Raw genomic sequence first — 12705 nt, 5'->3', positions numbered from 1 at the left:
TCCCAGCCCCACCGGGACCCCCAGCCCCACCGGGGCTCCCAGCCCCACCGGGACTCCCAGCCCCACCGGGACCCCCAGCCCCTTCAGGACCCCCAGCCCCTCCAGGACTCCCAGCCCCACCAGGGCGCCCAGGGCCCCCAGTCCGACCAGGACCCCTACCCCGCGTACGCGGCGATGCGGTCCGCCTGCCCGGTGCAGCGCGTGCCCACCGGTTCGGGCGGGCGCCACAGCTACGTGGTCACCGGATACGCCGAGGCCAGGGAGGCACTGGCCGACGCCCGGCTCTCGAAGGACACGGCCGTCTTCTTCGCGGACAAGGGGTCACGGCGCCGGCTGCACCCGGCGGTCGCCCATCACATGCTGGCCACGGACCCGCCCGAACACACGCGGCTGCGGGGGCTGGTGACCAAGGCGTTCACGACGGGAGCCGTAAGGAAACTGCGCCCCTTCATCACCGCCGTGACCGACGATCTGCTGGGCCGGTGGAACGCCGACGAGCCGTTCGACTTCGTGGCCGGTCTGGCGGTACCGCTGCCCGTCATCGTCATCTGCGAGCTGCTCGGCGTCCCGGAAGCGGACCGGTCCCGGGTGCGGCGCTGGTCCGCCGAGCTGTTCACGGCGGGGGCGCCCGACGTCATCGACGCGGCGTCGCACTCCCTGGCCGACTACATGACGGACCTCATCGCCGCCAAGCGCCGCGACCCCGGCGGCTCGCTCCTCGACGGGCTCATCGCGGCCCGGGACGGCGACGACCGCCTGAGCGAGCAGGAACTGGTCTCCCTGGCGGTCCTGTTGCTCGTGGCCGGGCACGAGACGACCACCAACTTCCTCGGCAACGCCCTCCTCGCGCTGCTCCGCAGTCCCGCCGACCTGGCTCGCCTCAGGGAGGACCCGGACTCCGTCCCCGCCGTCCTGGACGAACTGCTCCGGTTCGACGCCCCCGTGAGCACGGCCACCTTCCGTTTCACCACGGAGCCCGTCACGCTGGGCGGCACGGAGATCCCGGCCGGCGTCCCGGTCCAGATCGCCCTGGGGGCGGCCAACCGCGACCCGGCGCGCTTCCCGGCACCGGACCGCCTCGACCTGACCCGGGACGCCACCGCCCACCTGGCCTTCGGCCACGGCATCCACCGCTGCGTGGGCGCTCCGCTGGCCAAGGCGGAGGCGGAGATCGCGCTACGAGCGGTCCTGACCCGCTACCCGGCCATCCGCCTGGCCACCCCACCGCACCAACTGACCTGGCGCCACACCCGCTTGGTCCGCGGCCTGACGTCACTTCCGGTACGGGCGTGACCCCGCGAAGGAGGGTGCTGAGGGGCATGACGACGACGGGTGCAGCAGCACCTGGTGAGGGGCCTTCGCGTCACGAGGGCTGACGGTTTCACTTGGTCGGCTGAACGAGCTGAAGGATGGCCGTACCGTCCTCGCCGGTCGCCGCCTGGATCACCACGGCGTCGGGCTGGGGGTTCGGCCGGGTGGCGTTCCCCAGGCCGCCGCAGGAGTTTCCGCTGCCGTTTTTGCGGAGGACCGTGATGCACCCTTGGCCCGGGCCGCTCACCCCGCCGCGGGAATGGCCGGTGCCCGACTTCACCGTGTATGCGACCTTGTTCGGGCCGACCTTGGTCACGGACAGGGTGGCCGGACCGGCCGGGCCCTTGAAACGGAGCGTCGTCGGCTCGGATACCGCGATCTCGCAGTCGCCGTCCGCGCAGGCGCCGACGTCATGCCCGTCCGCCGCCGACACCGACGGCTTCGCCGACGACTGCCCGGGGGAGGGTCGGGCGGACGGAGAATCGGAGGTCTGCCGCTGAGGTGAGGACGCCCCGTCGGCCTCGTCCGAGCTGTCGCAGCCGGCCACCGTCAGGCCGGCCAGTGCGGCAAGCACGATGCTCGTTGCCCACCGATGCGCACGCCCTGCTCGCAGCCCGTATGCGGATGTTGTCGCGGCCATGATGTTTCCCCCGTGTCCCGGCCTGCCTAGGTTCGGCATTCGGCGCCAGTCTTCCCTCTCGCCATCGCCGTCACGCGCCACGGCGGCAGGAAGGAGGCAGGAAGGACCAGCTCAGCAAGATCCTTACGTACCACGTGGTCGGCGAGAAGCTCACCCCCCAAGGACGCCTTGCGCCGGGAGGGATTCCCGGTCGGCGTCCGGTCCGCTGGGGGCCGGCAGGCCGGAGGTCTCAGGTGCGAAACGCGATCAGACCGACGGGAGGGAGCGTCGGGGTCTTGGAGCCGCCTGCGGACTCAAGCGTGATGCCCATACCGGTCGCACTGTTCAGTGCCCCTTGCGCCAGCGTGATCTGGTTGCTCCGCCGCTGTTCCAGGAGACCGGCGGGTCGCATCGTCCCCGTCGTCGTCGAACCAGAGTTGGTAGACCTTGCCCTCGGGTGGTGTCTCCAGGCCGGACGCCGTGAAGACGGCGCGGTTCCGCGCCGCCGAGGTCACGACGACGCCGCGAGCGCCGTCGGGCAGGGTGGCGGTGTGGGTCCGCGCGTCACCGGCGGCCAGGACGGAGGCGATCTGATCTGCGCTGCCATGCGCCAGGCCAAGGTGGTACAGCCTCGGGCCCCCACCGGGTGCGAAAGGCCCGGCCGTCATCGTCGGCCACGTCACCTGGAACGGAACACCCTCCGTCTTCTTGCCTCCGCCTCATCACCTGCGGCGGCGACTACTCGAAGGAAGACCGGCACTGCGCCGACAACGTCGTCGTCTATGCCACCCTCACCGGCCTTCACCGCTGACCCGCGACCACCACGATCGGGCACCTCATTCGCGATCACCCCCGGTTACTATGCTCACTTCATGCCGGAGGGCGGAGGCAGGAGGCACAGATGGGTGGCCCGGGAACATGCTGAGAGAGGTCACCGCGACCCGGTACGTCGAGCCCCTGCGCACCGGCGGCTCCGTGCCCGGTGTCGTCGAGGCCGACGATCTCGGTACGTACGTCGTGAAGTTCACCGGCTCCGCCCAGGGCCGCAAGGCGCTCGTCGCCGAGATCATCGTCGGTGAGCTGGCGCGCCGCCTCGGGTTGCGCTTTCCCGAGCTGGTCCTCGTCGACTTCGACCCCGCGGTCGCCGCCGACGAGCCGCACCAGGAGGTCCAGGACCTGCTGCGCGCGAGTGCCGGGGTCAACCTCGGCATGGACCTGCTGCCGGGCGCCGCGGACTTCACCCCCGAGGCGCTGGACGTGGATCCGCTGGAGGCGGGCAAGGTGGTGTGGCTCGACGCCCTCACCGCGAACGTCGACCGCACGGTGCACAGCTCGAACCTGATGATCTGGCCCACGTTCGGCGTCCACCCACCGCGCCTGTGGCTGATCGACCACGGCGCGGCCCTGGTCTTCCACCACCGCTGGGGGACGACGGCCCCGGACAAGGCGTACGACTTCCGCCACCACGCCCTCGGCGGGTACGCCCCCGACACGGCCGCCGCCGACGCCGAACTGGCGCCCCTGGTCACGGAGTCGGTGCTGCGCGAGATCGTCGCCCTCGTGCCGGACGCGTGGCTCGCGGACGAGCCGGGGTTCTCCTCGGCGGCCGAAGTGCGCGACGCGTACGTGGAGTTCCTGCTGGCCCGCGCCCGCTCCTCGGCGGCCTGGCTGCCCACCGACTTCCCCAGCAGGGGAGAGCTCGCCGCCGCCGACGCGCGCCGCGCCGCCGCCACCGAGAAGGGCCGCCCCGCCTGGCTGAAGCGCGTCCCCGACCTGCACGGGAAGCCTTCGGCGGAGCAGGACTGGTCCTCACATCTCGGTTAGCCGGAAGCCGGAAGCCGGTGGCCGGTAGCCCGGCTCTCGGCGCGCGGGCACGCCAAAGCCCCCGGCGCTGTGCGGTGCCGGGGGCCTTGTCACAGGTGCGTCGTACGGGCGAACGTCAGCGCAGCTGCTCGTACGCCGGGAGGGTCAGGAAGTCCGCGTAGTCCGCGTCCAGGGAGACCTGGAGGAGGAGGTCGTGGGCCTGCTGCCACTTGCCGGCCGCGAAGGCCTCGTCGCCGATCTCGGCACGGATGGCGTCCAGTTCCTGCGCCGCCACCTTGCGGGCGAGCTCCGCGGTCGCCCGCTCGCCGCTCTCGAAGACGACACCGGCGTTGATCCACTGCCAGATCTGCGAGCGCGAGATCTCGGCGGTGGCCGCGTCCTCCATGAGGTTGAAGATGGCGACGGCGCCGAGGCCGCGCAGCCAGGCCTCGATGTAACGGATGCCGACCTGGACGGCGTTGACCAGACCGTCGTACGTGGGCTTCGCGTCGAGGGAGTCGATGGCGATCAGGTCGCCCGGCGCGACGTGCACGTCCTCGCGCAGCCGCTCCTTCTGGTTGGGCTTGTCGCCCAGGACCGCGTCGAAGGACTTCATGGCGATCGGGACCAGGTCCGGGTGCGCCACCCACGAGCCGTCGAAGCCGTCGCCGGCCTCGCGGTCCTTGTCGTTCTTGACCTTCTCGAACGCGACCTTGTTGACCTCCGCGTCCTTGCGGGACGGGATGAACGCGGCCATGCCGCCGATCGCGTGCGCGCCGCGCTTGTGGCAGGTGCGGACGAGGAGTTCGGTGTACGCGCGCATGAACGGCGCGGTCATCGTCACCAGGTTGCGGTCCGGCAGGACGAACTTCGAGCCGCCGTCACGGAAGTTCTTGACGATGGAGAAGAGGTAGTCCCAGCGGCCGGCGTTGAGGCCGGAGGCGTGGTCGCGCAGCTCGTAGAGGATCTCCTCCATCTGGTACGCGGCGGTGATCGTCTCGATCAGGACGGTCGCGCGGACCGTGCCCTGCGGGATCCCGACGTAGTCCTGCGCGAAGACGAAGATGTCGTTCCAGAGGCGCGCCTCCAGGTACGACTCCGTCTTCGGCAGATAGAAGAACGGGCCCTTGCCGAGCTCGATGAGGCGCTTGGCGTTGTGGAAGAAGTACAGCCCGAAGTCGACGAGCGCGCCGGGGACCGGCTTGCCGTCGACCTGCAGGTGGCGCTCGTCCAGGTGCCAGCCGCGCGGCCGCATGACGACCGTCGCCAGCTCGCCGGCGTCCTTCAGGGCGTACGACTTGCCGGTGCGCTCGTCCGTGAAGTCGATGCGGCGCTCGTAGGCGTCGGTGAGGTTGAGCTGACCGAGGACCACGTTCTCCCAGGTGGGCGCGGAGGCGTCCTCGAAGTCGGCGAGCCAGACCTTGGCGCCCGAGTTCAGGGCGTTGATGGTCATCTTGCGGTCGGTCGGGCCGGTGATCTCCACGCGGCGGTCGTTCAGCGCGGCCGGGGCCGGGGCGACCTTCCAGGAGTCGTCCTCGCGGATCGCGGCGGTCTCCGGGAGGAAGTCCAGGGTGGAGGTGCGGGCGATCTCGGCACGGCGCTCGGCACGCCGGGCGAGGAGCTCGTCACGCCGGGGCGTGAACAGCCGGTGCAGCTCGGCCACAAAGGCGAGGGCCGCGTCGGTGAGCACCTCTTCCTGCCGGGGCAGGGGCTCTGCGTCGACGATGGCCAGCGGCGACGGCGCTAGTGCGGACATGTCCTGTCACTTCCTTCAGAGAGCTGCACGGACGGGTGCCGGGCCAGCCGCCGGGCAGACACAGTGGCACTGGGTGCCACGGGAGCCGAGGTACGGCTGCGGGCCCCGTCCGAGGTAACGGGCCTTCTGGTCAGTGGATACTAGTTTCCTCATAGTGGAAGTTCAATGGTTTGTTGATGTCGAGATTCTCTTCGTCGACAGAACGTGTCGCTGAGTGCCACGCCGGTCACTCCACGTGGGCCGGGGCGTCCGATGTGTCGGAGGCGGAGATTCCGGGGGCCGGTTCCAGTCGGGCGAGGTCCTCCGCCGTGTCGATGTCGTACTCCTCGGCGACATCCCCGCACGGGACGAGGACGATCTCCGACGCGTGCTCGCGCAGATAGTCGCGCGCCCCGCGGTCACCGACCGCACGCGCCGCGATCCCGGCCCAGTGCCCGGAGCCGAAGAGCACCGGATGGCCCCGCCGCCCCTCGTACGAGGCGGCCGCGAGCGTCATGGGGGAGCGGTACGCGGCGCGCACGCGGGCGATGGCGGCGGCGCCGATGCCGGGCTGGTCGACGAGGGAGACGAGGGCGGCGCCGGCGGCTGTGGCGGTGCGCGCGCCTGTGTCTGTGTCTGTGTCTGTGCCCGCGTCAGCGTCCGCGCCCGTGGCCGTGCCCGCGTCAGCGTCCGCGCCCGTGGCCGTGCCCGCGTCAGCGTCCGCGCCCGTGGCCGTGCCCGCGTGAGCGTCCGTGCCCGTGGCCGTGCCCGCTTCCGTGTTCCGGAGCGAGTCGAGCCCAGCCCGCAGCGAGGACCCCATGCCCTCCTCCCAGTCCGGGTTGTCGACCAGGACGCAGCCCGGGAGCGAGGCGCGGGCGCGGACGATGTCGGCGGAGGCGCCGAGCACGACGTGGATCCGCTCACACCCCGCCTCGCGCAGCACCCGTACCGCGTGCTCCACGAGCGGCCGCCCCCGGTGCTCCAGCAGGGCCTTCGGCCGCCCCCCGAGACGCCGCCCACCGCCCGCGGCGAGCAGCAGCCCCACGACTTCGCCCGCTGCTCCCGCTCCTTGCGCCGCTCCCGCACCGTCGGCCCGCGCGTCCGTCGCTTCAGTCGTCATGCCTCCTGGATACACCCAACGGAGACGCCGCGTTCGAGACGGAGATCACGTCACTCGCCGACGCCGCAAAAGTCACAGCGTTCACAGCATGCGCAAAGTGGCGCATCGCTATCGGGAACGGTTTACTGACCCGCGGTCCTCAGGTGCCCGACCAGCATTGGACGGACCGGTGAAGACATGCACGAGAACGGCCGCACGGAGACGTGCGAGGGGGAGAACCGTGTTGCGGAGTGTGGAGCAGAGGCGAGTGAACGGCGAGGACGAGGACCCGAGAGTGGCGGAGCTGCGCTCCGCCGTGTCCCGCCTGCGCCGTGAACTCGCCGCGCACCCGGCGGAGTTCACGGACCGCGGCATCGCCGAGGACGAACTGGCCGCGCTCGCGGCGATGGCCCGCGGCGGCACCCCCGAGATCCCCCGGATGCGCAGGTCCCTGCTCCTGGTGGCAGGCGCGATCGGCTCCGTCAGCGCGCTGGCCGCGGGGCTCGCGGGGGTGCGGGGCGCGGTGGAGATGTTCGGGGAGACGGGCCGGTAGCAGCGCCGTTGTTGCTGTTGCTGTTGCTGTTGCTGTTGCTGTTGCTGTAGCTGTAGCTGCCGCCGCCGCAGCTCGGCTCCGTGCTGCGCGGCATCGGTTGAGGGATCCGCGGCATCGGCTGAGGGCTCCGCGCGGGCGCGTGTCTTCCGTTCGGGTCAGGCCACCCAGTGGCGGGGGCCGGTGCCGGTGGTGGGGTCGCCGGTGCTCCGCAGGTCGCCGGTGAGTGCGGTCGCCAGGCGCCGTACCGCCTCGTCCAGGCATTCCGGTGGCAGTACGTACGGAATGCGAAGCCGGTGCTCGTGCGTTCCCGGATCCGCGCCGAAGCGTGCGCCGCCCTCGATCCGTACGCCCTGCGCCAGCGCCGCCCGCGCCAGGGAGGACGCGATGGGGCGGCCCAGGTCCACCCAGAGCGAGAGCCCGCCCGGCGGCAACTGCCAGCGCCACTCCGGCACATGGCGGGCCAGCGACGCGGCGAGCGCCTCCCGCTGCACCCGCAACCGTTCCAGTCGCTCGCGCAGCACGCCGTCCATGCCGCGCAGCAGATGGAGCGCGACCAGCTGCTCGATGACGGGCGTCGCCATGTCGCTCGGCACGCGCTTCGTCGCGAGTTCGGTGATGACCCCCGACCCCGCTCGCACCCAGCCGATGCGCAGTCCGCCCCAGTGCGTCTTGCTCAACGAGCCGACGGTCACTACCTGTTCACCCGTCCCGTGCGGCGCGAGCGACGCGAACGGAGGCGGCGGCGTGACGTCAAGTGCGATGTCCGCGATGGTCTCGTCGATCAGCAGCCACGTGCCCGTCGCGCGCGCCGTCTCCAGAATGCGGACCCGCTGCTCGCGCGGCATCAGACTGCCCGTCGGATTCTGGAAGTCCGGTACCAGGTACGCGATACGGGGCGCCGCCTGCCGCAGCGACGACTCGACGAGCCCGCTGTCCCAGCCGTCCTCCGTGACCGGCACGGGAACCGCCCGCAACTGCGCGTCGCGGATCGCGTCCACGGCGTTCGGGTACGACGGGTTCTCGATCAGCACCCGGTCGCCCTGCCCGCCGAGCAGGGACAGCGTCAGGGACAGGGCGTGCTGCGCGCCGGTGGTGATCAGGATCTGGTCGGGGAGGGTCGGCAGCCCGCGCCGCGTGAAACGGTCGGCGACGGCGGCCCGCAACTCCGGTATCCCGTACGGGTGGTAGCCCGGCGTCGGCGCGTGCCGGGCCAGCATCGCGCCGGCCGCGACGAGGGCCTGTGCGAGTTCCGCCTCGGGGGCGCCGGGTGCGGCGGACGCGAGGTCCAGCGTGTCGTCCCCGGCCGGGAACGCCGCGACGTTGGACGGCCGGCCTCCCTCCGGGAGCTCGGTCCAGGTGCCCGCGCCGCGACGGCTGCGCGCGTAACCGCCCTCGCGCAGCACGTCGTACGCCGCCGTGACGGTGGCCCGGCTGACCGTCAGCGCCGAGGCGAGCTCGCGCTCGGCGGGCAGCCGGGTGCGCAGCGGGATGCGGCCGTCGAGCAGCAGGGTGCGGACGCCCTGCGCGAGGGCGCGGTAGCCGGGGCGCTCCCCGGAGACGCCGGTCAGCAACCCGGCCAGCTGACGGCTGCCGAGCCGCCTGTCCACGGTCTGGACCACACGTACCCCACCCATGCCAACTCCCGCCGATTGGCCCTGCTCCCCAGGCCAATCAGAGTACAGACTCCGTTCCAGGGAGCTCGAAGGGCTCTCGGAGAGCTTCAGTCGGCTGTTTGGCCTGGGGAGGGGCACCGATGTCAGGGCACGGAAGCAAAGCGGACGCCGCGAGGGCCGAGCGGGCGGATAGGAGGCGGCTGGCTGGGCGATCAGGTACGGGCGGCGGGCGCGTCGTGGTGGGGGCCAGCGGTTCGCCCGCGAGCCTCGCGGCGCTGCGGGCCGCGGCGGAGCAGGCGCGGCGCGGGGGCCGGGTGCTGGTCGCGGTGCTCGCGTGGGAGCCGCCGGAGGGGGAGGCGCTGTATCTGCGCCATCCGGACCCGGAGTGGGCCCGGCACTGGTGGGGCGAGGCGCAGGCCCGCCTCGACCGAGCCTTCGACGCGGCGTTCGGCGGCGCGCCGCCCGGCGTCACGGTCGAGCGCCGGTTGGTCCGCTCCCGCCCGGGCTGCGCGCTGTGCGAGCTCGCCTCGCACCCGGACGACCTCCTGGTCCTGGGCACGCGGTCCGGCCGCCGCGGCACGGGCCACACCCAACGCCACGTCCGTACGCACGCGTCCTGCGCGGTCCTCACGGTCCCGGCCCCTCGCACCCCGAAGAGCTTCCGCCGCACCCTCCGCAGAATGACCCCACAGGACTTCGCCCTGGCAAGCCACTGATCGCCGGGGGCGGGGGCGGGAGCGGTGCTCTTGGCGCGGAGCGCGGCACCCGGTCGAGAGCACCGCTCTCGACGTGGGGCGGCGCCTTCGGCGCGGAGCGGCTCCTCCGGAATGGAGCAGTGTTCTCGAGGCGGACGGGTGTGCTCTGAGCGGAGCAGTGCTCTCGGCGCGGAGAGGTGTGCGCGGACCGGAGCGCCGCTCTCGGCGCGGAGCGGCACACCCAAAGCGGAGCACCGCTCTCAGGCGCGGAGAGGTGTGCACGAAAGGGAGCACCGCTCGCAACGCGGGGCGGCGCCGTCAGGTGAGAGCACCGCTCTCGAAGCAGGGCGGCACACCCGGACGAGAGCGCCGCACCCGAACCAGAGCACCGCTCTCGACGCCGGGTGGCGCCGTCAGGCCAGAGCACCGCTCTCGGAGCGCGGCGGCACACGCGGACGAGAGCACCGCACCCGGACCAGAGCACCGCTCTCGAACCGGAGCGTGGCGTGCCAGTCAGCGCAGAGCCAGCCCTCGCCCCGGAGTTGAACACGCCCGGCGGCTCAGGCCCAGGCCCCGGCCCCGCCCAGGGCGTCAGCCTCGACACCCGAGGCTCAGGGTCAGACCCCGCTTAGAGCGCCACCCTCACTTCGCCGGAGGCCCAGGCCCAGGCTCCGCCCAGGGGCCACGACCTGCCCGCCCAAGGCTCAGGAGCCAGGCCCCGCGCTGACCAAAGCCGCCGACAGTTCCACAGCCACCTGCTGCAGCACCGGCACGATCTTGTCCGTGGCCGCCTCCGTCACGCGGCCCGCGGGGCCGGAGATGGAGATTGCCGCTGCCGTGGGGGAGTTCGGGACCGGTACCGCGAGGCAGCGGACGCCGATTTCCTGTTCGTTGTCGTCCACCGCGTAACCCGTGCGGCGCACGTCCTCGAGGGCGTCGAGGAAACCCTCCGGCGTGGTGATCGTCTTCTCCGTGGCGGCCGGCATGCCGGTGCGGGCGAGCAGGGCCCGTACCTCGTCCGGCGAGGTGTTCGCGAGCAGGGCCTTGCCGACGCCCGTGGAGTGCGGCAGGACGCGTCGGCCGACCTCGGTGAACATGCGCATGGAGTGCTTGGACGGCACCTGCGCCACGTACACGATCTCGTCGCCGTCGAGCAGCGCCATGTTCGCCGTCTCGCCGGTCTCCTCGACGAGCCGGGCGAGGTAGGGCCGTGCCCACGTGCCGAGCAGGCGGGACGCGGACTCGCCGAGGCGGATGAGGCGGGGGCCGAGCGAGTAGCGGCGGTTGGCCTGCTGGCGCACGTACCCGCAGGCGACCAGCGTGCGCATGAGGCGGTGGATGGTGGGGAGCGGAAGACCGCTGCTGGCGGAGAGCTCGCTGAGACCGACCTCGCCCCCCGCGTCCGCCATCCGCTCGAGCAGATCGAAGGCGCGCTCGAGGGACTGGACACCACCGCTGGCGGCGGGGGTCTTGGTGGCGGCGATTTCAGCAGGGGCGTCGCTGGCGCTTGACGTCGGCACGGCGCGTTCCTTTCGGTGCTGGCGGGCAAGGAAGCAGCCTACCGTTCGGTTCTTCGCGCAGGGTCTCGCGCGGCGGGCCGTCGTCGCCGGTCAGGGGGCCTTTGTCCGTGTCTCGCGGGGGTTGTCCCGCGACCCGTCGGCGCTCGCGTTGTGCGTAGCTACGTTCTGGTGAGCGGAATTCTAATTCCACGTTGTGGAAACGTCCAGTCCGTACCGGAATCAAGGAGTGTCACCCCCGGCGGGGCGTCCCGGGTGGCGAAGTCGACCCTTGACGTCGGAGACACAAGCGTGAAAACTCCTTCAACAGAACGTTGAATTCCGTTAAGCGGAACCAAAAGGTCTGTGTAGCGGAAGAGAAGAGAGCAGAGAGGGGACGCGGGTGTCCGACAAGGACGTGGACGTGGACGCGGCGATGGATGCGAAGGTGGAGCTGGTGCTCCGCTCGACCCGCGTCGTCACCCCGGACGGGACGCGGGCCGCCTCGGTCGCCGTCTCCGGCGGAAGGATCGTGGCCGTCGACGCGTACGACGCCGCCGTGCCGGCCGGTGCCCGCCTCGAGGACCTCGGCGACGACGCCCTGCTGCCCGGCCTCGTCGACACGCACGTCCACGTGAACGACCCGGGCCGCACCGAGTGGGAGGGCTTCTGGACCGCCACCCGCGCCGCGGCCGCCGGCGGCATCACCACCCTCGTCGACATGCCCCTCAACTCCCTGCCGCCCACGACGACGGTGGACAACCTGCGCACCAAGCAGGACGTCGCCCGCAGCAAGGCGCACATCGACGTCGGCTTCTGGGGCGGGGCCCTGCCCGACAACGTGCAGGACCTCAAGCCGCTGCACGACGCCGGCGTCTACGGCTTCAAGTGCTTCCTCTCGCCCTCCGGCGTCGACGAGTTCCCCGAGCTGAACCAGGACCAGCTCGCCACCTCGATGGCCGAGATCGCCGGGTTCGGCGGACTCCTCATCGTGCACGCCGAGGACCCGCACGAGCTGGACGCCGCCCCGCACAAGAGCGGCCCCAAGTACGCGGACTACCTCGAGACCCGTCCCCGTATCTCGGAGGACACCGCGATCGAGGGGCTCATCGCCGTCGCCAAGCGGATCGGCGCGCGGATCCACGTCCTGCACCTGTCCTCCTCCGACGCGCTGCCGCTCATCGCCGCCGCCAAGCGCGAGGGCGTCGAGCTGACCGTCGAGACCTGCCCGCACTACCTGACCCTGACCGCCGAGGAAGTCCCCGACGGCGCCAGCGAGTTCAAGTGCTGCCCGCCCATCCGCGAGGGCGCCAACCAGGACCTGCTCTGGGACGCGCTGGCCGACGGCACCATCGACTGCATCGTGACGGACCACTCGCCGTCCACCGCGGACCTCAAGACCGACGACTTCGCGACCGCGTGGGGCGGCATCTCCGGGCTCCAGCTCAGCCTGCCCGCGATCTGGACCGAGGCCCGCAAGCGCGGCCACAGCCTCGACGACGTGGTGCGCTGGATGTCGGCGCGCACCGCACAGCTGGTCGGACTCGACCAGAAGGGCGCCATCGAGGCCGGCCGGGACGCCGACTTCGCGGTCCTCGCGCCCGACGAGACCTTCACCGTGGACCCCGCGGAGCTGCAGCACCGGAACCGGGTCACGGCGTACGCGGGCAAGACCCTCAGCGGCGTCGTGAAGTCGACCTGGCTGCGCGGCGAACGCATCCTGCACGGCGGCGAGTTCAGCGAACCCGCAGGCCGTCTTCTGGAAAGGAACAACTGATCAC

The 12705-nt window shown here is 71.9% G+C and carries 10 protein-coding genes and 2 pseudogenes; 6 read left to right on the top strand and 6 right to left on the bottom strand.

Annotated elements, in window-relative coordinates; genetic code table 11:
• Positions 1–174: 174 nt before the first annotated feature.
• Complete coding sequence (locus tag ACZ6CV_RS32750) at positions 175–1293, top strand: cytochrome P450 family protein (protein ID WP_469255004.1); 1119 nt, start codon at positions 175–177, stop codon at positions 1291–1293.
• Between the two features lie 88 nt (positions 1294–1381).
• Here ACZ6CV_RS32750 and ACZ6CV_RS32745 read toward each other — a convergent pair whose 3' ends face one another.
• Both ACZ6CV_RS32745 and ACZ6CV_RS32740 read right to left on the bottom strand, forming a co-directional pair.
• A complete protein-coding gene (locus ACZ6CV_RS32745; protein WP_469254902.1) occupies positions 1382–1885 on the bottom strand; it encodes a hypothetical protein in 504 nt (167 codons plus the stop codon).
• 295 nt (positions 1886–2180) lie between these two features.
• A pseudogene (locus ACZ6CV_RS32740) lies at positions 2181–2598 on the bottom strand (anti-sigma factor).
• Between ACZ6CV_RS32740 and ACZ6CV_RS32735 the strand changes: the two are divergent.
• Positions 2552–2741: pseudogene (locus ACZ6CV_RS32735) on the top strand (class F sortase); the annotation flags it as partial. The pseudogenes ACZ6CV_RS32740 and ACZ6CV_RS32735 overlap by 47 nt on opposite strands.
• A 107-nt stretch (positions 2742–2848) precedes the next feature.
• The gene (locus ACZ6CV_RS32730; RefSeq protein ID WP_469254901.1) at positions 2849–3754 is read left to right on the top strand and encodes a HipA family kinase; all 906 of its coding nucleotides are present in this window, start codon (positions 2849–2851) and stop codon (positions 3752–3754) included.
• A gap of 115 nt (positions 3755–3869) precedes the next feature.
• Here ACZ6CV_RS32730 and aceB read toward each other — a convergent pair whose 3' ends face one another.
• Together aceB and ACZ6CV_RS32720 are read right to left on the bottom strand one after the other, a co-directional pair.
• Positions 3870–5489, bottom strand: coding sequence for a malate synthase A (aceB, locus tag ACZ6CV_RS32725; protein ID WP_469254899.1), 1620 nt, complete (start codon positions 5487–5489; stop codon positions 3870–3872).
• A gap of 226 nt (positions 5490–5715) precedes the next feature.
• Positions 5716–6588, bottom strand: coding sequence for a nucleotidyltransferase family protein (locus tag ACZ6CV_RS32720; protein ID WP_469254898.1), 873 nt, complete (start codon positions 6586–6588; stop codon positions 5716–5718).
• Positions 6589–6808: 220 nt separating this feature from the next.
• On the opposite strand from ACZ6CV_RS32720, the gene ACZ6CV_RS32715 reads away from it, so the two are divergent.
• Positions 6809–7120 (top strand): DUF5955 family protein, encoded by a 312-nt coding sequence (locus tag ACZ6CV_RS32715; protein WP_469254896.1) that lies wholly within the window; start codon positions 6809–6811, stop codon positions 7118–7120.
• A gap of 155 nt (positions 7121–7275) precedes the next feature.
• Here the strand turns inward: ACZ6CV_RS32715 and yczR are convergent, their stop codons facing one another.
• A complete protein-coding gene (yczR, locus tag ACZ6CV_RS32710) occupies positions 7276–8754 on the bottom strand; it encodes a MocR-like transcription factor YczR (RefSeq protein WP_469254894.1) in 1479 nt (492 codons plus the stop codon).
• A 215-nt stretch (positions 8755–8969) separates the two neighbouring features.
• Between yczR and ACZ6CV_RS32705 the strand changes: the two genes are divergently transcribed.
• Positions 8970–9449 carry a universal stress protein gene (locus ACZ6CV_RS32705; protein WP_469254892.1) on the top strand — a complete coding sequence of 160 codons (480 nt, stop codon included), beginning with the start codon at positions 8970–8972 and terminating at the stop codon, positions 9447–9449.
• Positions 9450–10132: 683 nt separating this feature from the next.
• Here the strand turns inward: ACZ6CV_RS32705 and ACZ6CV_RS32700 are convergent.
• Positions 10133–10948, bottom strand: a complete 816-nt coding sequence (locus ACZ6CV_RS32700; protein ID WP_362365541.1) for an IclR family transcriptional regulator — start codon at positions 10946–10948, stop codon at positions 10133–10135.
• A 412-nt stretch (positions 10949–11360) separates the two neighbouring features.
• Here ACZ6CV_RS32700 and allB point away from each other — a divergent pair, with 412 nt between their 5' ends.
• Positions 11361–12701 (top strand): allantoinase AllB, encoded by a 1341-nt coding sequence (gene allB, locus ACZ6CV_RS32695; protein WP_469255003.1) that lies wholly within the window; start codon positions 11361–11363, stop codon positions 12699–12701.
• The last annotated feature ends 4 nt before the right edge of the window (positions 12702–12705 follow it).

It is taken from the genome of Streptomyces sp. NPDC041713 (assembly GCF_055591085.1).
The sequence above is the reverse complement of the archived record's forward strand: the minus strand, read 5'-3'. Positions and strand labels throughout refer to the sequence as shown.